This window comes from Mesorhizobium sp. M0030 (genome assembly GCF_040323695.1).
Classification (GTDB): Bacteria; Pseudomonadota; Alphaproteobacteria; order Rhizobiales; family Rhizobiaceae; genus Mesorhizobium.
In genome coordinates this window covers 160,450-179,977 of the sequence record NZ_JAMYVE010000002.1, presented here as the reverse complement: position 1 = coordinate 179,977, position 19,528 = coordinate 160,450, and the positions used below count along the sequence as shown (strand labels likewise).

Below are 19,528 nucleotides of genomic sequence, written 5' to 3'. Positions count from 1 at the left end.
GCACTGATATGCCAGCGAGACAGCGCCCCCCTCTGGCCCGGCCACCTCCCACAGGGGGGAGATCTGCAGCTTCGCCGATGGCGCTTTCTACGCCGGCGATTAGCGAAGGCGGTCGCGACATCCAATCTCCACCCCTGTGGGAGGAGATGTCCGGCAGGACAGAGGGGGCTGAAGGAATGCTACCTCACGAAGAGTTACTTTGACTTCGACCGCCCCGGCCATACCTAAGCAGAGTCATTCCCGCGGAGGCATCATGCCGTTCAAGCTGAAACTGATCTCGCTTACCCTGTTGGTGCTTGCAGCCTTCGCGCAGCCCGGCCTCGCCGAAACGCCCGAGCGCCCCGCCCCGGCAGGCGGGGTGCTGTCGCTGCTGCCGGCACCGCAGACGACCAGCCATTCAATCACCATTGCCGGGCGCAAGCTGGACTATCAGGCTAAGGCCGGCACGCTGTCACTGCTATCCGGCAAGGGCGAGGTCACCGCGGAAATCTTCTATGTCGCCTATACGCTGCCGCCACTGGCGGGCGCGGAGAAGGCTCGCCCCATCACCTTCGTCTTCAATGGCGGCCCGGGCGCGGCATCCGCCTATCTGCATCTCGGCGCACTCGGCCCGCGTGTCGTCGCGACCGGCGCCGATGGCCAATTCCTGCCGCCGCCGCAAAAGCTGATCGACAATCCCGACAGCTGGCTCGACATGACCGACCTCGTCTTCGTCGATCCGGTCGGCACCGGCTACAGCCGCGAGGCCCCCGGCCAGGACACAAAAGATTTTTGGGGCGTCAGCCAGGACGCCAGTTCGATCGGCGCTTTCATCCGGCTCTATCTCGCCCAGAACGGCCGCACCGGATCGCCGCTCTTCCTTGCCGGCGAAAGCTATGGCGGGTTCCGCGCGGCACTTCTCGCCAGGACCCTGCAGGAAGATGTCGGCCTGAGCCCCAACGGCATCGTGCTGATCTCGCCTGCACTGGAGTTCACGCTGGTGCTGCCCGACGAATTCCAGCCGCTGCATTGGGCGCTGGAACTGCCCTCGATGGCGGCGGTGCGCCTGCGCAGCGAAGGCCTCAGCGGCGAAGCACTGCGCGAAAAGCTCGCCGAGGTCGAAAAGTATGCGCTGGGCGACTACCTCACGGCTCTGACCGGCGGGCTGGAACAGGGCGGGCGGCTGGCCAGCCAGCGCGTGGCCGAGATCACCGGCCTGCCGCTCGACCTCGTGCAGCGCAATTTCGCCCGCATCCCGACCGGCCTGTTCGCGCGCGAATTCCAGCGCGCCAGTGGCAAAGTGCTCAGCCCGTATGACGGCACCATCGCCACCAGCGACATCGCCCCGGAGAGCGCCCGCAGCGCCGGCCCGGATCCGGTGCTCGACCGCAGCGTGCCGGCGCTGACCTCGGCCTTTGTCGGTTATGCGCGCGACGAGCTGAATTTTCGCACCGATGTCAGCTACAGGTTGCTCAATGGCGATGTGACCCACGCCTGGGACTATGGCGGCTCGCGGCAAGGCTATGCCGGGGTGATGGACGATCTGCAGCGGGCGCGCTCGCTCAACCCGGGGCTCGGCGTGGTGATCGTCAACGGCGACACCGATCTGGTCACTCCCTATCTGGCCTCACGCTATCTGGTGAGCCAAATCCCGACGCTCGGCGGGGCAAAACCTATCCGTCTCGACGTCATCGAGGGCGGCCACATGATGTATCTCAGGCCGGGCGGCCGGCGCGCCCTGAAGGAGGCCGCTTCGGAGCTCTACCAGGCAACACAGTGAACGGCGTGCCCACGCTGTCGGCCAGGCTGCGCCAACGCAAGCTTGCCACTGGCGTAGCGCCCCGCAGGCTTTCGCCCGTATAGCCTGCAATGGGAGCCTGATTGGGGCAGGCTTCTTCTTCGTCCTCTTGACAGCGCCGGACACGCCGCATGGCCGATATTGCCATTCTGGAAACCCGCGAAAGGGTGCTTGCCGGCATCCTGTTCACCGGCTGCGCCTATTTCCTGTTTTCGACGCAGGACGCCGCGATCAAGCTTCTGGTCGTCGGCATCAGCGTCTGGCAGATCATGTTCTTCCGCTCGATCGCTGTGCTTATCGGCTGTGCTGCAATCGGCGGACCGCGCATCTTTGCCGACACAATGCGCTCGCCCATCGTGCGGCCGATGCTGGTGCGCAGCGCCTTCACGCTCGGCGCCTGGCTCTGCTACTACAACGCGGCCCGCTCCCTGCAGCTGGCCGAACTCACCACCATCTATTACGCCGCCCCGATCATCGTCACCGTGCTGTCGGTGGTGATGCTTGGCGAAAAGGTGCCGCTGTTGCGCTGGCTGGCGGTGTTCATCGGCTTCGTCGGCGTCTTCATCGCCTGTGATCCCACTCGTCTCGGCTTGTCCGTGCCGATGCTCTTGGTACTGGCTGCGGCAGTGCTGTGGGGCATTGCCGTGGTGCTGTTGCGCAAGACGGCGCTGGCCGAGCGCACGCTGATCCAGCTTGTGCTCAACAATTTCTACTTCCTGGTGTTTTCCACGGTGCCGGCGCTGTTGGTCTGGCAGATGCCGGACTGGCGCCAGTTGCTGCTTTTGATCAGCGTCGGCGCGCTCGGCGGCGTGGCGCAATTTATGCTGTTCGAAGGCATGAAGCGGGCGCCGGTGTCGATCGTGGCGCCGTTCGAATACACCTCATTGGTCTGGGCCTTCGGGCTCGGCTTTGCGATCTGGGGCGACGTGCCGCGTCGCGAGGTGTTTCTGGGGGCGGCGTTGATCGTCGGCGCCGGCCTGCTGATCATCGGCAACGAGCATTTCCGCAAGCGGCTATGAGTACCCCGTGCTGACAGCATGGTGGCAGGAGAAGACGGATAGGCTGCTGAGATGACGGAAGCGCTCGACGGCCCAGGCACCACAGATACCGCTGCCGAGCGTACGCTCGGCATCATGCTGGTGGCGGCCTCGGCGGCTTTCTTCGCCCTCACCGGCGTGCTGACCAAATCGATCCACACCGACCCGCTGACCATCACTTGCTGGCGCGGCTTTGTCGGCGCGATCCTGATCACCTTCTATGTGCTGTGGCGCCGGCGCCGCTCCGGCGGGCGGGAAAGCTTGCGACTTGGCTGGCGCGGCTGGCTGCTGGCCCTTGAGGGCGCCGCGGCCAGCATCGCCTTCATCTCGGCGTTCAAATTCACCTATGTCGCCAATGTCGCTGTCATCTACGCCACCGCGCCCTTCATCACCGCGCTGCTCGCCTTCGTGCTGGTGCGCGAGCCGTTCCGGGCGCAGACGCTTGCCGCCGCCGCCGTTTCGCTGTGCGGCGTAGCGATGATGGTCGGCTCCGGCTTCGGCAGCGGTCATCTGTTTGGCGATGGGCTCGCGCTGCTGATGACCGCCGGCAGCGCGCTCTACATGATCATGGTGCGCGCCTTCCGCGACACGCCGGTGGTGTGGGCGGGCGCAGTCTCGGCGCTTCTGCTGTTCGTGCTCGGCTGGTTCGTCACCGACCCCCTGGCGATTTCTGCTCGCGACGCCGTGCTGCTCGTCGCCTTCGGAGGATCGTTCGCGGCGGCGTCGATCCTGTGGACGGAAGGCTCGCGGCTGATCCCTGCGCCCGAGTCCGGCCTTCTCGGTGCCGCCGAAGTGCCGTTTGCGATCCTGTTCGCCTTCCTGTTCCTCGGCGAGATCGCGCCGGCCGCCAGCCTGATCGGCGGCGCCATAGTACTGTGCGCGGTTTTCGCCCATGCGGGGCGCGACTGGCTGGCCGCGAGAAAAAGTGCGGCAACCCAATAATTATTTTCCAAGTCATGGAACCATCATGCGGATCAGGCAGTTTTATGTGCGACGGGTCACCCCCCAAGTCCCCCCAAACCCCTCGACCCGTCCTCCTCAAAGCCGACCGTAAAGGTCGGCTTTTTCTTTGGACATCAGCCGGCAAAGCCGGGCAAGGCGAGGTTGTCGCTGAGCAGGATGGCAAGATCGCGCGCCGGCCGCTCGGCGCCCTGGCCGAGTTTTATCGCGAATTGCGCTGTCGGCACCGGCGGCAGGGCGAATTCGCGCGGTGCTTCGGCAATGCCTGAATGGGCAAAGCGGGCGGTGCGCAAGGTCAGCGCGATGCCGGCATTGACCGCCGTGCGCAAGCCGGCAAGGCTGGCGCTGCCGGCGGCAATGCGGTAGCGGCGGCCGGCAGCATCGAGGGCCGCGAGTGCTGCTTCGCGAAAGCCGCAATAGGGGTCGAGCAGCGCCAGCGGCAATTCCTCTTCCCGCACGGCAAGCCCTTTTTGCGAGCACAGCCACAGCATCGGCTCACTGAACAGCCCGACTTCGTCATTGGCCGGCGTCTTGCGCATGACAACGGCCAGATCGAGCTGCCCGGCCTGCAGCGCCTCGCCAAGCTCGGCCGAACGGCCAACGCGGAGTTCGACCCTGACGCGCGGATGGCTGGCCGCGAAGGCGCGCAGCAGCTCCGGCAGGCCGCTATCGGCGAAATCCTGTGTCGTGCCGATGGCGACGCGACCAGCGGCACGCGCGCCCTTGAGCGCCAGCCAGGCCTCGCTGTGCACGGCAAGAATGCGGCGGGCATGACCGACAAGATCCTCGCCGGCCGGCGTCAGCCCGCGCCCGCGCCCCTGCGCCACCAGCAGCGGTTCGCCGACGATCTCCTCCAGACGCTGCATCTGCGCGGTCACCGCCGAGGGCGAGCGGCCGACAGCAGACGCAGCCTGAGCCAGCGAGCCGCCATCGACAAAGGCAAGGAAGGTTTTGAGCAGATCGGGATCGAGAGCTTGCATACTTCGATAATACAGAACCTTTTGTTCGAAACAATTCGATTTTTTTGATTCAAAGATGATGGCATTGTCTCTCCAACGGCAAACAGACGCCGCTCAAACGAAGGAGAGAAAAATGCCCATCATCAACATCAGCGTCACCGGCAAGCCCGACGCCAAGCTGTCCGCCACAATCGCCAAGGAAATCACCGAGCTGACGGCAACCCATCTGCGCAAGGACCCGACGATTACCGCCGTCGCCGTCACCTATGTCGACCCGCAGCATTGGTTCGCCGGCGGCAAATCGCTGGCGGAGCATGGCGCCAACACCTTCTGGCTCGACATCAAGGTGGTCGACGGCACCAACACCAAGCTGGAACTGGAGGCTTATCTGAAGGCGATCTTTGAGGCCTTTGGTAAGTTGCTGGGTGGTGTGCACGAGGAAAGCTATGCCTTCGTGCATGAAGTCCCGGCCGCTGCTTACGGTTATGGCGGCAAGTCGCAGGAGTTCCGGTTCATCAGTGGGCGGCTGAAGGCCACGGCCTGATTGCTACCCAGCGGGAGGATGAAGCCTTGTATCAAGCGCGAAATCCTCCCGGAGATGCAAGCTATAAAGGCCTGCCGCCCGGTTGGGATCGAACACCAGGTTCCAGCTGTGCTGGGATACCGCGCTGGGGATCAGAAAGAACGGATGCTTTGCCAGCAGACCATCGCCGAACTGCTGCTGTCCCGCGCCCGGGATGCCGGGACGCAGCCAGTTCGCGTTCGGAATATCGTCGGTTTGGACCACATAAATCTCTGATGGATCGACGATGTCGAATGCCGTCAGCACGTGAGGGACAGTATCCAGCGTGCGAAACCCCTTGTGGACCGCCACCTCCAAGATGGCGGTCGATGGGTCGATGGACGCATATACGGCTCTGATCCCTTTGCTGTTCCACCTTCCCCCAAGCTTGAAGGCTCCTTCGCCACTGTCCCAGCTCGCCTTGAAGCGTCTGTGATCAAGCCTCCAGCCCAACAACTTCCCTGTTCCGAGGGAGCCCGGCAAAGGCGTCACGCGTAGACACCATAGTCGAGCCGCTCAAGAAACTCCTGCACAAGCGCAGTGCCCGCCGCCGTGGCCAGCAGATCGATCGGCCGGCGATTGTCCAAACCCATGGCAGGCTCGATCATCCATTTTTCCGCGTCTTCCTGAGTCCCGAGCACGGACGTGGCCTTTGTCAGGAGCTTGGCGAAGTTCCAGGTTCTGGAACCTTGCTCCCGACTGAGGGTCTTGGAGTGATCCGATTTGTGCCGCTGAAATGTCCGCTCGCTCATGCCGAATGCGGTCTCAAACGCATCGGCGGGATCAATGACCATCAGATGCCTGACGAGGCTTTCGAGCGCCTGGCCCGGAATTCCATGCAGGATCATTTCATGTGCCTCAAGAGGACTGGCTACCGAGAATCCAAGAACCTTCCGTCCACCAAACAGGTCGACCATTCGTTCGAACTCCGGCTCCATATGTGGTGCCTCGGCAAAGCCCAGCGGGGAACTGGCCATATTACCTCTCCGTCACGTGTCGCTTTATTTACGACACGTGTCGCAACATTTCAAGGCCTGCGTTTGGCTCATTGCCTGGTGAGGTCAGGTGGAACACCGCTCCCTCGCACCCGCGCATTGACCTTGCCCCCCATTGCGCTACCCTCTGCTCTCGAAGCGGACGAAGAGCCGCATACCGGACCGTTGGGAGAGACGCGGCATGATCCTGACACTGGCGCTGCTTGCAGGCCTCGTGCTGGCCTGGCTGCTGATTGGCGCGATCGAGACGTTTCGTCTCGACCTGCGCTTTACCCAGGCGCTGCTCTATGTGCCGTTCAAGCTCGCCTACCGGATCGAGGACCGGCGCATCCGCATTGCCCGCAACGCGCCGACGCCGGTGATCTATGTGGTCTCGCACCAGTCACGCTTCGAGCCGGCGCTGATGCTGTCGCTGCTGCCCGACGACACGCTGCACATTCTCGACGAGGCCTCGGCGCGCTCGCCCTGGATGGAGCCTTGGCGCGAGCTTGGCCGCACCATCGCCTTCAACGCCGAGCATCTCTTCGTCAGCCGGCGGCTGGTCAGGGTGCTGAAGGGTAAAGGCCGGCTTGCCGTCTATCTGCCCGATGACGTCGAGCCCGATGTGAAGACGTTTCGCCTGTTCCGCGCCGTCACCCGCATCGCCATGCAGGCCGACGCCCGCATCGTGCCGATCTTCGTCACCGGCGCGCGCGACCTGCCGGTTTCCTTGACGCCAAAGAACCGGGCGCCGCGCCACTGGTTCCCAAAACTCTCGATCAGCGTGCTGGAGCCAATGACGATTGCCGAACTGGTGGCGCGCAACCCCGACCAGGCTTCCAACACCAATGCGTTGTTCGACCGCATCGCCGAGGCGCGGCTTTATGGCAGCAACCTCGATCGCGGCCTGTTCCTGGCCATGCGCGATGCCGCGGATCGCACCGGCGCCTCGCATCCGATCATCGAGGATGTGATCAGCGGCTCGCTCAGCTATCGAAAAATGTTCATCGGCGCGCGCGTGCTCGGCCGCCGTTTCGAGGCGGTGGCGGCGCCCGGCGAAGCGGTCGGGGTTTTGCTGCCCAACGCCAATGGCGTGGTGCTGTCCTTCGTCGGCCTGCTCTCGGCCGGCCGGGTAGCGGCGATGATCAACTACACGGCAGGGCCGGCCAGCGTAACCGCCGCGGTGCGCGCGGCAGTCATCCGAACGGTGGTTTCCTCGCGCGCGTTCGTCGAGAAGGCGGCGCTTGCCGACATCATCGCCGCGATCGAGGCCGGCGGCGCCAAAATGCTGTGGCTGGAGGATGTGCGCGCAAGCGTCACGACGCTGGAAAAGCTCGCAGCAGCGGTGCTGTGGCGGTTCCCGCTGCAGCGGCAGGATGCGGCCAAGCCCGCCGCAATCCTGTTCACCTCAGGCTCGGAAGGCACGCCCAAGGCCGTGGTGCTGTCGCACCGCAATCTCCACGCCAACGCCATGCAGGCCGAGGCGCGCATTACCATTTCGCCGTCCGACATCCTGCTCAACGTGCTGCCGGTTTTTCACTCTTTCGGCCTGACCGGCGGTACCATCCTGCCGCTGGTGACCGGGGTGAAACTGTTCCTCTACCCGTCACCGCTGCACTACAAGATCATCCCGGAGATCGCCCGCAAGGTGAAGCCGACCATCATGTTCGGCACCGACACTTTCCTTGCCAACTATGCCCGCACCGCCAAGGATGGCGATTTCTCCAGCCTGCGCTTCGTCGTCGCCGGCGCGGAAGCAGTGAAGCCGGAGACGCGGCGCGTTTATCGCGAGCGCTTCGATGCCTCGATCATCGAGGGGTTCGGGCTGACGGAGGCCGCTCCCGTCGTCGCCGTCAACACCGCCATCCATGGTCGCGACGGCACGGTCGGACGGCTGTTGCCGGCGATGCGCATGAAGCTCGAACCGGTCGAGGGTATCGAGGGTGCCGGCCGCCTGTGGCTCGACGGGCCGAATTTGATGATGGGCTACATGACCGCTGACCGGCCCGGCGAATTGCAGCCGCTGGACGGCTGGCACGACACCGGCGACATCGTCTCGGTCGACCGCGAAGGCTTCATCACCATTCGCGGGCGGGCAAAACGCTTCGCCAAGATCGCTGGCGAGATGGTGTCGTTGGGCGCCGTCGAGATGCTGGTGCAGTCGCTGTGGCCGGAAGAGCGCCACGCCGCGGTGGCGGTGCCGGACAAGAGGCGCGGCGAGCGCATCGTGCTGGTCACCACCGCCGACGACGCCGATCCGGAAGAACTGCGCGCCTTCGGCAAGAAGGCAGGTGCGGCCGAACTGATGGTGCCCAACGACATCGTCAAGGTCGAGGAGATCCCGGTGCTGGGTTCCGGTAAGACGGATTATGTCTCGACGCGGAACCTGGCGATCGAGAAGCTGGGGCTGGGCCTGGCGGCTTAGCGTATCCTTGAGGGGGAGATGGCCGGCAGGCCAGAGGGGGTCGCCTCGCGTGAAGCGCCGACGTCCTCTTCGCTCAAACGAGGTCGCGTCCGGGGCGTACCGACCCCCTCTGTCGCCTTCGGCGACATCTCCCCATCAAGGGGGGAGATAACAACTACCCAATATCCGACGGCGGCACTTTTTCGCCCTCGCGCTTGGCGCGCTTCGAATACGCCCGCACGCTGAAAGGCAGGAAGATGAGATAGCCTGCGACAGAGGCGGTCAGCGTGTACCAGGGATAGGTCATCAACAGCAGGACGTATAGAACGACCGCCAGGATGATCGGCAGCACCTTGTCGCCCGGCACTTTCAGGCTTTTGCCGGAATAGACCGGCAGCCGGCTGACCAGCAGGAAAGCGACCAGCACAGTGAAGCCGGTGGCGACGAATGCCGTCAGGCGGTCCGGCTCGAGACCGAGCCGGAGGAAGGACAGATAGAGCGGCAGCATAACCAGCACGGCGCCGGCCGGCGCCGGCACGCCGACGAAGTATTCGCTCTGCCAGATCGGCCGGTCATGGTCTTCGTCGAGCACGTTGAAGCGCGCCAGCCGCAGGCCACAGGCGATGGTGAACAGAAGAGCTGCGATCCAGCCGAAGGAGCCGGCGCGGTCGAGCAGGAAGGCGTAGAGCACCAGTGCCGGCGCGACGCCGAAATTGACGATGTCGGCCAGCGAATCCATCTGCGCGCCGAATTTGGATGTCGCCTTCAACATGCGCGCCAGGCGCCCGTCTATGCCGTCCAGGAAGGCGGCGAGCAGCACCATCACCACGGCCGGCTCGAAACGGCCCTCGAAGCCGAAGCGGATGCCGGACAGGCCGGCGCAGATGGCAAGTACGGTGACCAGATTGGGCAGCACCATGCGCATCGGAATCTCGCGGATGCGCGGGCCGCCGCTGCCATGGGCCTCGAACTTTTTGAACGGCGCGCCCACCGCTTACGAAATCCTGACGAGCGGGGTTGCGGAGACGCCGCCGAATTCGGCGAGCACGGTTTCACCTCCGACCGCCGTCTGGCCGACGGCGACGCGCGGCACCGCGGTCGAAGGCAGGAAGACATCGACGCGCGAGCCGAAGCGGATCAAGCCGAAGCGTTCGCCGATGGCGATCGAACCGCCGGTCTCGGCCCAGCAGACGATGCGGCGTGCCACCAGGCCGGCGATCTGCACGGCGACAACGATGCCGTTGGGACTGTCGATGACCAGCCCGTTGCGCTCGTTCTCCGAGCTTGCCTTGTCGAGTTCGGCATTCAGGAACTTGCCCGGCCGATGCTCGATTTTGGTGATGCGGCCGCGCACGGGAGCACGGTTCACATGGCAGGAGAAGACATTCATGAACACCGAGATGCGGGTCATTTCGGTGTTGCCGAGGCCGAGCTCGCGCGGTGGCACGGCCGGGCCGACCGCCGAGATGACGCCGTCGGCGGGACTGACCACCAGCCTGTCATCGACCGGGGTGACACGCTCGGGGTCACGGAAGAAATAGACGCACCAGGCGGTCAGGATCAGGGCGATCCAGAACAGCACCGAGGAGAAATAGCCGAGGAACAGCGTGCCCGCACCAAAGGCGGCAATGAACGGATAGCCCTCGCGATGGATCGGAACGAAGGCATTCTTGATCGAGTCGACGAGGCTCATTGGCTGGAGCTCATGGGCTGGGGGCGGTCCCTGTTTCAGGTCCGGCCTCAATACCGGAAAGGCTCCGCGGCCGCAACGCAACATTGGGCAAGGCCGCATCGGCCGCAGCCGGCAGGAACGGTCACGTGCTTGCCTGCCGGCGGCTTTGCCGCCAGAGTTCATACCGCCGCTGGCTCAGTGCGCGGCGAAAAGGCCGACCGCCCATGATGCCAAACACAGGCAAAGCGTACCTTGTTGCCATACGATTGGCAGCCATGGGTGCCGTTTTGACCGTATTCCTGGCAGCGAGCGACCACGCAGCGGCGCAAGGCAAGCCATCCTTCGATTGCGCCAAGGCCGCCAGCGTGGCGGAAAAGGCCATATGCGCCGATCCGACCCTGGCGCAGGCCGATGCCGAGGTCGCGAAGAATTATGCCGCGCTGCTGAAGAGGCTCGATGCTCATGCCGGCAAGGCGCTGCGGGACGACCAAAGCAATTTCATCGCCTATCGCGATCAGATCGCCGGTTTCAACGAGAACACGCCCAAGGACCAGCAGACATTCGATCTCGGCGAATTCCTGCATGACCGCGCGACCTTCCTGGGCGGCATCCGCAAGCCCCCCGATGCAGGTTTGATCGGCACATGGAGCAGCGTGCGCGGCAGCGTCGACATCAAGGCTGTTGGCGGAGGCAAGGTCGAGATCTCGGAAGAGGTCGTTTCCAATCCAGTCTCGGGAAGTGGGTCATGCGAGATCGACGGCACGGTTGAGAAGCGCAACACTCTGCGACTGGTCGACACCGACGACAACGACAACCCAACCGGTTTTGTCTTCACCTTTCGCCGCAACGGCGATGCGCTTGTCGTCGAGCAGAGCGGCGCCGGCAAGGATGGCAGATCGGAGCCCCTGTCATGCGGTGCCAACGGCCATGCCGATGGCACGTTCTTCCTGACGGAGAAAAAGTAGGCTTGCTGTCGCTAACCCGCCGCAGCGGAGCGATCAAAGTGGGCATTGAGCTCGGCCATAGCGGCCTCAGCGAGGCTTTCATCATCCTTGCCGCGCAAGAGGACACCGCCGTTCCGCAACGATTGGAAAAGGAAGACTTGGCCTGATGCCAGCACCACCCAATTCACGATTGCTCCTTCCTCCTTCTGCACCACCGAATTCGCAGAAACGATGGCATCCGTCGGGTCGAAGCCTGCCTTGCGGAGCAGGAGGTCGACGGCGGCGGGAGCATGGTATTGTTCCGCCAGCTCAATGACCGCTGTGATCTCGGGCTCTTCAGCAATGCCAAGCTTGGCGCCAACTTTCGGGGCGTTAGCCGCTAGCGGGCTCTCGCCTGGCGGTATGACAAGCAACTCTTCTGGAGCGATGTACTCGTAGACCGTGACGTGTGTCTCCGTCGCACTGCATAGTCGGGTCTTCTTCGCGCTGGTCTGAAGTTGAAAAACCAGCTGTTTCTCTCCTTCTATGTTCAGCATCCTTGCCATGCCGAACGCGATTTTGATCTCGGGCGGCGCGATCTTGGCGCAGGCAAGGCCGGCCCCGACATCGCGCCAGCTCAAGATCATCTGGCCTGCCAAGTTGCCAACGGACTTATGAAGAAGCCTGCCTTGCGCTTCGGATTGGCCATCACCAGCCGGTGTATGACGTCGTCGTAATCGTCACTATCGACAACTTGCAGATCAGGCCATGACGCGATCCAGCGCGCCAAAAGGTTTTCCATGGGCGCGGCCTCATCCGCAACGTAGAACGCATGATCAAGTGTATCGAGAAAATCATCCCGCCCGCCCTCGAAGCCCGTCTGCTGGGCGGCTTCGTTGGGATGGTCTGCAATCCAGCTGGACATCTTTTCCAAAGTCGCAAGCTGGCCCTTTGCGCCACAAGCAGTGAGTCCAGCTCGTGCGTTGGCAATCATGGCGCCGATTTCCTGCCCGGCATTGTGGATGAATTGACTATGGCCGCCGTTCTTTACCTCCGAAGAGTACGAGTCGGCATGAAGGACCTGCATCGCCTTGGTGTCGATTTCGGGATAACGATAGAGTCCTTTGGAAACCATCGCTGTGACGAATTGCATGACAGCGAAGACGAGAAAAAACGGCTCTTCATCAGGATCCTCGACGTTCGAACGCAGTACGACGACCGGCAACGGCAGGCCGAATTCCAACTGCTTTCCAGAATCTGATGCCGACTTCTCGGGCGTTTTCTTGGATTTGCGGGAAAAGAAACCGAACATCGAAAATACTCTCTTGGTCGCAAAACTTGCGCGAACGGGTTATTTCCGACGCGACAATATCAGCTGCCCTCAAGGATTAAAGGCACTCTGATCCAGAGGCATCCGCACGATGGTTTGCCGAAATTGTCGACGGTGTCGGGGCGCCACAGATTCATACGTCCTTGGCAGGAAAGCGCTTCGCGACAATGCCGAATTGCGGCGAGTCGACAAACCAGGGTCAGAGATGCCATCCTCGAAATCAGTCGCCCTGAACGCCAAGGTCATTACAGAAGGCCTCGCTTTCGGAGAGTCTCCCCGCTGGCACGACGGACGCCTGTGGCTCTGCAACTGGGGAACCGGAGAGATCGTCGCGGTGGATGAGGACGGCGGGAACCAGGTGATGCTCACCGTGCCGGCCATCCTGCCCTATTCGATCGACTGGTTGCCGGATGGCCGATTGCTGATCGTCTCGGGTCGGGATGGCTTGTTGCTGCGGCAGGAGGCGGATGGAACGCTGGCCACCCACGCCGATCTTCGGTCGCTGTCAAACAGCCCGTGGAACGAGATCGTCGTCGACGGGCGCGGCAACATCTATGTCAATGGCGGCGGGTCGGCGCCTGCACCGGGCGAGCATTTCGGGCCCGGCACCATCGTGCTGATCACGCCGGACGGCTCGGTTCGACAAGTGGCCGAGAACATCGCTTTCGCCAACGGCATGGCGGTGACGCCGGACAACAGGACACTGATCGTGGCGGAGTCGCATGCCAACCGGCTGACCGCCTTCGATATCGCGGAGGATGGCGGGCTTTCCAACCGCCGGGTCTGGGCCGATCTCGATGGCTTTCCCGACGGCGTCTGCCTCGATGCCGAAGGAACTGCCTGGTATGCGGATGTTCCCAACAAACGCTGTGTGCGGGTGCGCGAAGGTGGCGAGGTGTTGCAGACAGTCGATGCCGATCGCGGCTGCTTTGCCTGCATGCTGGGCGGGCCGGATGGCACGACACTGTTCATCGTCGCCGCCGAATGGCGTGGTTTGGAGAACATGATCAGCGATGCCCGCACCGGCCAGGTGCTGAGCGTCGAGGCGCCAGCACCTGGCACGGGCTGGCCCTCCTACATCTCAGGCAGACGCTGATAGTTGGCGATATCGGCCTTCACACCCAGCCGGGCAATGGTCTCCTGCGGGTTGAAGCCCGCCCGCTCGTGGGCCGCCTTGACGATCGGCACGACATTGTCGACGGCCGCCTGGTTTTCCCATTCGACAATGGTGACCAGGTTGAACTCACCCGGACCCGAAAATTGCTCGAGCACGAAATCCTGGACGAAGCCTTGCTGCAGGCGCAGCAGTTCATGCGTTGCCCTGACCTTGCGAAGGATTTCTTCACGGGCCTCGGCAGGAACGACGAATTTGTCGACCCTGAACACGGCTGCCTCGGCAAATTTATCCATTTGAATCTGTCTCCGTTCTTGAACGACTTGGGTTCGGTGGCTCAGGAACGGGTTTGCGATCTCAACTTAGGTTGAGGTCAAGGGGAAATTTTCGGTGGTGATGATGGCGACGACGCTGCATATCTCCCCCCTTGAGGGGGAGATGGCCGGCAGGCCAGAGGGGATCGGTTCGACTGGATGCGCCCCCCTTGCGACCGATGAAGGTTAGCGCTCCACGCGCGGCGACCCCCTCTGTCGCCTTCGGCGCCGATCTCCCCCTCAAGGGGGGAGATCGGCGCTCCGCCGCCTAGCTCACCTCCGAAGTCCGCCTGCGCACAACCACACCCAGCTCATCGCTCTCGCGTGCAACTCGAAGCCTCTCTTCGGCTTCTGTCGCTTCGCGCTGGCGGTCCCACATCGACGCGTAGAGGCCATGCTTTTGCATCAGCTCGGCATGGGTGCCGCGTTCGGCGATCTCGCCTTCCTTGAGTACGATGATCTCGTCGGCCGTGATCACCGTCGATAGGCGATGGGCAATGACGATGGTGGTGCGGCCCTTGCTGACCAGGTCGAGGGCGGCCTGGATCTCCTGTTCGGTGTGGCTGTCCAGCGCCGAGGTCGCCTCGTCGAGCATCAGGATCGGCGGCGCCTTCAGGATGGTGCGGGCGATCGCCACGCGCTGCTTTTCGCCGCCCGACAGTTTTAGCCCGCGCTCGCCGACCATCGAGCGGTAGCCTTCGGGCAGTCGTTCGATGAACGGGCCGATCTGGGCAAGCTCGGCGGCTTTCTGCATGTCTTCCTCGCTGGCGCCGATGCGGCCGTAACGGATGTTATAGGCGATGGTGTCGTTGAACAGCACGGTGTCCTGCGGCACCATGCCGATGGCGCCGCGCAGGCTCGCCTGCGTCACATCACGGACATCTTGGCCGTCGATCAGCACCTGACCGCCCTGGACGTCGTAGAAGCGGAACAAGAGCCGCGAAATCGTCGACTTGCCGGCGCCGGACGGGCCCACGATGGCCACCGTCTTGCCGGCCGGAACCTCGAAGGAGACGCCCTTCAGAATCTTGCGGCTGGGGTCGTAGGCGAAGTGCACGTCGCGGAACTCGACCTTGCCGGCTGTAACAGTGAGCGGCTTGGCATCCGGCTTGTCGGTGATTTCCTGCGGCACATCGAGCAGGTCGAACATCTGCTCGATGTCGGTCAGCCCCTGGCGGATTTCGCGGTAGATGAAGCCGATGAAATTGAGCGGCACCGAAAGCTGCATCAGCATGGCGTTGATGAAGACGAAATCGCCGACCGTCTGCGTGCCGGCCTGCACCTCCAGGGCCGACATGCACATGACGATGACGGTGCCGAGACCGAAGATGATGCCCTGGCCGAAATTCAGCCAACCGAGCGAGGTCCATATCCTGGTCGCCGCCATTTCATAGCGCGCCATCGAACGGTCGAAGCGCTCAGCCTCCATACCCTCGTTGTTGAAGTATTTGACGGTCTCGTAGTTGAGCAGCGAGTCGATCGCCTTGGTATTGGCGTCGGTGTCGCTGTCATTCATGTCGCGGCGGATCGAGATGCGCCAGTCGCTGGCGCGCACCGTGAACCAGACGTAGAGCCACACCGTGGCCGCCACCACGACCACATATTTCCAGCCATAAGTGTAGGCGAAGATGCCGGTGGTCAGCGCGAATTCGAGGATAGTCGGCGCCGTGTTCAGCATGATGAAGCGCACGATCGTCTCGATGCCCTTGGTGCCGCGCTCGATGATGCGCGACAGGCCGCCGGTGCGGCGCTCGAGGTGAAAGCGCAGCGACAGCTGGTGCATGTGAACGAAGGTGCGGAACGCGAGCTGGCGCACCGCATATTGGCCAACGCGGGCAAACAGCGCGTCGCGCAGCTGGTTGAAGCCAAGCTGCACCAGCCGCACGACATTGTAGGCGACGACCAGCATCACTGGCGCCAGCAGGAAAGATGGCAGCGGCGGCGGCGATTTGGCGTCGCCGGCCAGGGCATCCGTCGCCCATTTGAAGAAATAGGGCCCGGCAACCAGCGTCAGCTTGGCAACGACCAGAAGCAGCGTCGCCCAGGTGACGCGTGCCCTGAGATCGGGGCGGTCGGCCGGCCACATATAGGGCCACAGATTGCGCAAGGTGCCGAAGGTCGAGCTATCGGAAACGGTTTTTTCTGCCACTTGTCTTGCCTTTGGGGTGAGAGGTCAGCGGCCGGAGCAGCAGGAGTTGACGAGTGCGGTCAGCGATGCGGAAACGTCGGCGAGCGCGGCGCGGTCGACTTCGTAGCGCGAGCGCTGACGGTCGGATTGGAAGCGGACCAGCCCGGCTTCGACCAGGATCTTCAGATGCTGGGACACGGTGGACTGCGCCAGATCGAGATGATCGACCACCTCGCGGCAGCAGCAGGAATTGCTGGCCGAGAGATGTCTAAGGATCTCGATGCGCGCCGGGTGCGAGAGTGCGGCGAAGCGAGCGGCAACGGCGCGGCTTTGGGGCGGTGCGCAGTTTGCGTGGTCTGGTTCAGTGAGCGAGTCTGCCATCGTTCATCGGCGATAGACGATGAACGGGTGCGTGGCAAGCGAACCCGATGGGTAGAGCGACCTAATCTCCCCCCTCGAGGGGGAGATGTCGCCGAAGGCGACAGAGGGGGTCGGTACGTCCTGACGCAACGTCGTTTGCAGCAAAGAGAAGGTCGGCGTTCTATGCGCGGCGACCCTCTCTGGCCTGCCGGCCATCTCCCCCTCAAGGGAGGAGATCAAGCGCTCGGCCGCTACTGCGTCTTCACCGGCGCCGTTGTCACCTGCTCGCCCATCGCCTTGAGGTCGGCGGCTTCGCCTTCCTTGGACTTTTCCGGAACCTTGAACACCTGCCCCGGCCAGATGCGGTCGGGATCGCTGATCTGGTCCTGGTTGGCGAGATAAATGGTCGAGAAGCGCACACCGTGACCGTAGACGCGCCGTGAGATCCGCCACAGCGTGTCGTGCCTGCGGATGATGACCGCGCCGTCTGCATGTTCGAGCTTTGGCGCCACCGTCTCGGGCACGTCGGGCGTTGCCGCCGCGACGACGGCTGGAGCCTCAGCGGCGGGCGCTGCCGGTGCCGCAGGTGCCCCGGCAACCGCCGGGGCAGCCGGAGCCGGCGCTTCAGCCGCCGGTGCGGCTGGTGCGGATGCGGCAGCAGCCGGTGCGGGCTTCGCAGGGGCAGCCGCGATAGTGGCTGGCGCCGCAGGCTTCGGAGCGGCCGGTGCTTCGGCAGCAGCCGGTGCGGCCGGCTCAGCAGGCTTTGCTTCGGCGGGCTTGGTCTCGGTGGGCTTGGCCTCCGCGGGCGCCACGGCGGCGATCGCTTCGCCGGGTTCGCGCTCGAACGGCACGGCGGCGCGGGCCACGACCTTCACGCCGTCGGCGTCGAGACCGTCGACATGGATGGTGTAGCTGCCGACCGGGATGTCGCGCGTCGCCTCGACCAGGAAATGACCGTCGGGCGAGGTCACCGCATCGCCAAGCAGGATATCATTGGCATAGGCGCGCACCTTGCGGCCGGCGTCAGCCAGACCGGCGACGAAGATCTTGTTGCCGTCGATCTCGACCGCCTCGACGACGATCTTGGGTGCAGCCACGCCTGCCGCCGGCGGCGCTGCAGGTACTGCTGGCGCTGCAGGGGCAGTTGCGGCTTCCACAGCCGGAGCAGCAGGTGCTGTTTCAGCGGCCACGGCAGGCGCAGCCGTAGCAGGCGCCTCAGCGGCTGGGGCAGCGGCCTGATCGCCGGCGGCCGGTGCCGCGGGCTTGGTCTCAGGCGCCGGGACGCTAAGCAGCTCGGCCGGCTTGCCGGGTTCCTCGACCATCGCCAGCACCTGGCCGGCGGCGTCCTTGGGAACCGAAACGACGGCGGTCTGCACGGAAGGGGTAACCACATCGCCGGCCGTCGCGCGCAACCCAATCGTATAGTCGCCGGGCTTCAGCGGATCGTCGAGAACGATGACGAAGGCGCCGTCCGGACCGGCGACAGTCGAGCCAAGTACCGAGGAGCCGTTGAGGATCTCGACCTTCGAATTGGGCGCAGCATTGCCGGCAACGACGATCGAGCCGTTGCTTTCGACGCGCACGACGTCGAAGCTCGGCGCAACCGGGCCGGCCGCGGCCGGCGCTGGGGTTGTTGGGGCAGCAGCGGGCGCGGCAGGTGCCGCCGGAGCCGCAGCTTCGGTCGCGGGAGCCGTTGCGTCGGCAGGCGCGGGTGCTGCGGGAGCCTTGGCATCGGTGGGCGCGGCGGGCGCCGGCGGCAGCCTTCCCTCGGTCCCCGGATCGGCCGGCTTTTCAGCCGGCGGCGTCAGCGATGCAATCGCCGCAGGCGGCGTGGGATTCAGATACGGGTCGAGTGCGCCCGATACATAGGCGGTTCCGACGACCGCGACGGTCCCACCGGCCGCGAACAGAAACGCCTTCAATGGATTAACAGCCATATTTCCCCTACCCCTTAGCCACCTGAAGCCGGTCTAGCGTGTTTTGCCGGCACCGACAAGAAAAAGCCCGGGCTTGTCAGCCCTTGGGGCTTGACCCCGCATTCAGACCCAATCACCAATCACGAATGAACACGATTCGATCCGTCTGCGTCTATTGCGGCTCGTCTCCGGGCCGCGATGAAATCTATGCCAAGGCCGGGCACCTGCTTGGCCGCTCGCTCGCCAAAGCCGGCCTGCGGCTGGTCTATGGCGGCGGCACCAAAGGCATTATGGGCGCAGTCGCCGAAGGCGCGCTCAAGGCCGGCGGCAAGGTAACGGGCATCATTCCGCGCTTCCTCATCAACAAGGAGGCGACCGAAACCGCGCTTGACCGGCTCGACGAGTTGCTGATCACCGACAACATGCACGAGCGCAAGCACAAGATGTTCGAGAAATCCGACGCCTTTGTGGCGCTGCCCGGCGGCATCGGCACGGTCGAGGAAATCGTCGAGATCATGACCTGGGGCCAGCTCGGCCATCACCGCAAGCCGATCGTCTTCGCCAACGTTCAAGGATTCTGGGATCCGATGCTGGCGCTGCTCGACCATATGGCCAGCGAAGGCTTCATCCACACCGCGCAACGGGTCAAGCCGCTGGTGGTCGAAGACCCCGAGGCCATCGTCGCCGCCATCATGGTGGCGGGGTCGTCGGTCGATGCGCCGACGGAAGGCGTGCAGTCTGTAATTGACAAGATGTGAGGACGAAGCCGGCCTTGGCGCAGGCGGCCAGGAATTGAGCCCGGTTGGTGTCGTCGGCCTGGCGCACCAACTGCGCCGCGTCGTGCTGGCGCTCAAGGCTGCCGGCTACGAAACACTGGGCAACACCTGGATCGGCGACAGCAACAAGGCCAGCCTGGCCCAGAAGCAGAAGTCCAATGCGAAGCCACTGATCGACTGCATCTGCTTGGCAAGGATCTGTAGCGTTGGGGCAGCTGACTTCGATCTGTCCAGCTTTTCTTGAGCTCCGTCTTGTGCGCAATGTAAGCACGTTGGCGACGATTTCCATTTGCAGCCCGCTTCGCAGTTGGTTAACGGAGAA

At 63.8% G+C, this 19,528-nt stretch carries 20 protein-coding genes; 9 read left to right on the top strand and 11 right to left on the bottom strand.

Annotated features, from left to right (window positions below; translation table 11 throughout):
• Nucleotides 1–253: 253 nt before the first annotated feature.
• The 3 genes from NKJ80_RS04715 (at nucleotide 254) to NKJ80_RS04705 (ending at nucleotide 3,756) form a co-directional block, all read left to right on the top strand.
• Complete coding sequence (locus NKJ80_RS04715; protein WP_023672709.1) at nucleotides 254–1,759, top strand: S10 family peptidase; 1,506 nt, start codon at nucleotides 254–256, stop codon at nucleotides 1,757–1,759.
• Between the two features lie 149 nt (nucleotides 1,760–1,908).
• Entirely contained in the window at nucleotides 1,909–2,796 is an 888-nt protein-coding gene (locus NKJ80_RS04710; protein WP_023672708.1) for a DMT family transporter, read from the top strand.
• A gap of 51 nt (nucleotides 2,797–2,847) precedes the next feature.
• A complete protein-coding gene (locus NKJ80_RS04705) occupies nucleotides 2,848–3,756 on the top strand; it encodes a DMT family transporter (protein WP_023672707.1) in 909 nt (302 codons plus the stop codon).
• A 134-nt stretch (nucleotides 3,757–3,890) separates the two neighbouring features.
• Here the strand turns inward: NKJ80_RS04705 and NKJ80_RS04700 are convergent, their stop codons facing one another.
• A complete protein-coding gene (locus NKJ80_RS04700) occupies nucleotides 3,891–4,754 on the bottom strand; it encodes a LysR substrate-binding domain-containing protein (protein WP_023672706.1) in 864 nt (287 codons plus the stop codon).
• A 112-nt stretch (nucleotides 4,755–4,866) separates the two neighbouring features.
• Between NKJ80_RS04700 and NKJ80_RS04695 the strand changes: the two genes are divergently transcribed.
• On the top strand, nucleotides 4,867–5,277 hold the full coding sequence (locus tag NKJ80_RS04695; protein WP_023672705.1) for a tautomerase family protein: 411 nt from the start codon (nucleotides 4,867–4,869) through the stop codon (nucleotides 5,275–5,277).
• A gap of 3 nt (nucleotides 5,278–5,280) precedes the next feature.
• Here NKJ80_RS04695 and NKJ80_RS04690 read toward each other — a convergent pair whose 3' ends face one another.
• Together NKJ80_RS04690 and NKJ80_RS04685 are read right to left on the bottom strand one after the other, a co-directional pair.
• A complete protein-coding gene (locus NKJ80_RS04690) occupies nucleotides 5,281–5,787 on the bottom strand; it encodes an RES family NAD+ phosphorylase (protein ID WP_023672704.1) in 507 nt (168 codons plus the stop codon).
• Nucleotides 5,784–6,272, bottom strand: a complete 489-nt coding sequence (locus NKJ80_RS04685; RefSeq protein ID WP_352497162.1) for an Xre family toxin-antitoxin system antitoxin — start codon at nucleotides 6,270–6,272, stop codon at nucleotides 5,784–5,786. Before NKJ80_RS04685 ends, NKJ80_RS04690 begins: the two co-directional genes overlap by 4 nt.
• A gap of 199 nt (nucleotides 6,273–6,471) precedes the next feature.
• Between NKJ80_RS04685 and NKJ80_RS04680 the strand changes: the two genes are divergently transcribed.
• The gene (locus NKJ80_RS04680; protein WP_023831149.1) at nucleotides 6,472–8,694 is read left to right on the top strand and encodes an AMP-binding protein; all 2,223 of its coding nucleotides are present in this window, start codon (nucleotides 6,472–6,474) and stop codon (nucleotides 8,692–8,694) included.
• A 154-nt stretch (nucleotides 8,695–8,848) separates the two neighbouring features.
• Here NKJ80_RS04680 and pssA read toward each other — a convergent pair whose 3' ends face one another.
• A complete protein-coding gene (gene pssA, locus NKJ80_RS04675) occupies nucleotides 8,849–9,664 on the bottom strand; it encodes a CDP-diacylglycerol--serine O-phosphatidyltransferase (RefSeq protein ID WP_023672701.1) in 816 nt (271 codons plus the stop codon).
• 3 nt (nucleotides 9,665–9,667) lie between these two features.
• A complete protein-coding gene (locus tag NKJ80_RS04670; protein WP_280813142.1) occupies nucleotides 9,668–10,450 on the bottom strand; it encodes a phosphatidylserine decarboxylase in 783 nt (260 codons plus the stop codon).
• Nucleotides 10,451–10,620: 170 nt separating this feature from the next.
• Between NKJ80_RS04670 and NKJ80_RS04665 the strand changes: the two genes are divergently transcribed.
• A complete protein-coding gene (locus tag NKJ80_RS04665) occupies nucleotides 10,621–11,310 on the top strand; it encodes a lysozyme inhibitor LprI family protein (RefSeq protein WP_352497161.1) in 690 nt (229 codons plus the stop codon).
• 11 nt (nucleotides 11,311–11,321) lie between these two features.
• Here the strand turns inward: NKJ80_RS04665 and NKJ80_RS04660 are convergent, their stop codons facing one another.
• A complete protein-coding gene (locus NKJ80_RS04660) occupies nucleotides 11,322–11,909 on the bottom strand; it encodes a hypothetical protein (protein WP_352497160.1) in 588 nt (195 codons plus the stop codon).
• A gap of 2 nt (nucleotides 11,910–11,911) precedes the next feature.
• A complete protein-coding gene (locus tag NKJ80_RS04655; RefSeq protein ID WP_352497159.1) occupies nucleotides 11,912–12,580 on the bottom strand; it encodes a DMP19 family protein in 669 nt (222 codons plus the stop codon).
• 223 nt (nucleotides 12,581–12,803) lie between these two features.
• Between NKJ80_RS04655 and NKJ80_RS04650 the strand changes: the two genes are divergently transcribed.
• Nucleotides 12,804–13,694 (top strand): SMP-30/gluconolactonase/LRE family protein, encoded by an 891-nt coding sequence (locus NKJ80_RS04650; RefSeq protein ID WP_352497158.1) that lies wholly within the window; start codon nucleotides 12,804–12,806, stop codon nucleotides 13,692–13,694.
• On the opposite strand, the gene NKJ80_RS04645 is transcribed toward NKJ80_RS04650, so the two are convergent.
• The 4 genes from NKJ80_RS04645 to NKJ80_RS04630 all read right to left on the bottom strand — a co-directional run bounded on the left by NKJ80_RS04645 (nucleotide 13,673) and on the right by NKJ80_RS04630 (nucleotide 18,451).
• Nucleotides 13,673–14,008 (bottom strand): antibiotic biosynthesis monooxygenase, encoded by a 336-nt coding sequence (locus NKJ80_RS04645; RefSeq protein WP_352497157.1) that lies wholly within the window; start codon nucleotides 14,006–14,008, stop codon nucleotides 13,673–13,675. The genes NKJ80_RS04650 and NKJ80_RS04645 overlap by 22 nt on opposite strands.
• Before the next feature lie 286 nt (nucleotides 14,009–14,294).
• The gene (locus tag NKJ80_RS04640; RefSeq protein WP_352497156.1) at nucleotides 14,295–16,175 is read right to left on the bottom strand and encodes an ABCB family ABC transporter ATP-binding protein/permease; all 1,881 of its coding nucleotides are present in this window, start codon (nucleotides 16,173–16,175) and stop codon (nucleotides 14,295–14,297) included.
• Nucleotides 16,176–16,199: 24 nt separating this feature from the next.
• Nucleotides 16,200–16,535, bottom strand: a complete 336-nt coding sequence (locus tag NKJ80_RS04635) for an ArsR/SmtB family transcription factor (RefSeq protein ID WP_023826913.1) — start codon at nucleotides 16,533–16,535, stop codon at nucleotides 16,200–16,202.
• A 230-nt stretch (nucleotides 16,536–16,765) separates the two neighbouring features.
• Nucleotides 16,766–18,451, bottom strand: coding sequence for a LysM peptidoglycan-binding domain-containing protein (locus NKJ80_RS04630; protein ID WP_352497155.1), 1,686 nt, complete (start codon nucleotides 18,449–18,451; stop codon nucleotides 16,766–16,768).
• A gap of 125 nt (nucleotides 18,452–18,576) precedes the next feature.
• On the opposite strand from NKJ80_RS04630, the gene NKJ80_RS04625 reads away from it, so the two are divergent.
• Both NKJ80_RS04625 and NKJ80_RS04620 read left to right on the top strand, forming a co-directional pair.
• Nucleotides 18,577–19,188 carry an LOG family protein gene (locus NKJ80_RS04625; protein WP_023673582.1) on the top strand — a complete coding sequence of 204 codons (612 nt, stop codon included), beginning with the start codon at nucleotides 18,577–18,579 and terminating at the stop codon, nucleotides 19,186–19,188.
• Entirely contained in the window at nucleotides 19,175–19,450 is a 276-nt protein-coding gene (locus NKJ80_RS04620) for a hypothetical protein (protein WP_023727585.1), read from the top strand. The genes NKJ80_RS04625 and NKJ80_RS04620 overlap by 14 nt, the downstream gene beginning before the upstream one ends.
• The last annotated feature ends 78 nt before the right edge of the window (nucleotides 19,451–19,528 follow it).

What these genes read in the sequence shown, in the direction of transcription:
- NKJ80_RS04715 (WP_023672709.1), top strand. Translation starts at nt 254, where the DNA reads ATGCCGTTCAAGCTGAAACTGATCTCGCTTACCCTGTTGGTGCTTGCA.
- NKJ80_RS04710 (WP_023672708.1), top strand. Translation starts at nt 1,909, where the DNA reads ATGGCCGATATTGCCATTCTGGAAACCCGCGAAAGGGTGCTTGCCGGC.
- NKJ80_RS04705 (WP_023672707.1), top strand. Translation starts at nt 2,848, where the DNA reads ATGACGGAAGCGCTCGACGGCCCAGGCACCACAGATACCGCTGCCGAG.
- NKJ80_RS04700 (WP_023672706.1), bottom strand. Translation starts at nt 4,754, where the DNA reads ATGCAAGCTCTCGATCCCGATCTGCTCAAAACCTTCCTTGCCTTTGTC.
- NKJ80_RS04695 (WP_023672705.1), top strand. Translation starts at nt 4,867, where the DNA reads ATGCCCATCATCAACATCAGCGTCACCGGCAAGCCCGACGCCAAGCTG.
- NKJ80_RS04685 (WP_352497162.1), bottom strand. Translation starts at nt 6,272, where the DNA reads ATGGCCAGTTCCCCGCTGGGCTTTGCCGAGGCACCACATATGGAGCCG.
- NKJ80_RS04680 (WP_023831149.1), top strand. Translation starts at nt 6,472, where the DNA reads ATGATCCTGACACTGGCGCTGCTTGCAGGCCTCGTGCTGGCCTGGCTG.
- NKJ80_RS04670 (WP_280813142.1), bottom strand. Translation starts at nt 10,450, where the DNA reads ATGTTGCGTTGCGGCCGCGGAGCCTTTCCGGTATTGAGGCCGGACCTG.
- NKJ80_RS04665 (WP_352497161.1), top strand. Translation starts at nt 10,621, where the DNA reads ATGGGTGCCGTTTTGACCGTATTCCTGGCAGCGAGCGACCACGCAGCG.
- NKJ80_RS04655 (WP_352497159.1), bottom strand. Translation starts at nt 12,580, where the DNA reads ATGTTCGGTTTCTTTTCCCGCAAATCCAAGAAAACGCCCGAGAAGTCG.
- NKJ80_RS04650 (WP_352497158.1), top strand. Translation starts at nt 12,804, where the DNA reads ATGCCATCCTCGAAATCAGTCGCCCTGAACGCCAAGGTCATTACAGAA.
- NKJ80_RS04645 (WP_352497157.1), bottom strand. Translation starts at nt 14,008, where the DNA reads ATGGATAAATTTGCCGAGGCAGCCGTGTTCAGGGTCGACAAATTCGTC.
- NKJ80_RS04635 (WP_023826913.1), bottom strand. Translation starts at nt 16,535, where the DNA reads ATGGCAGACTCGCTCACTGAACCAGACCACGCAAACTGCGCACCGCCC.
- NKJ80_RS04630 (WP_352497155.1), bottom strand. Translation starts at nt 18,451, where the DNA reads ATGGCTGTTAATCCATTGAAGGCGTTTCTGTTCGCGGCCGGTGGGACC.
- NKJ80_RS04625 (WP_023673582.1), top strand. Translation starts at nt 18,577, where the DNA reads ATGAACACGATTCGATCCGTCTGCGTCTATTGCGGCTCGTCTCCGGGC.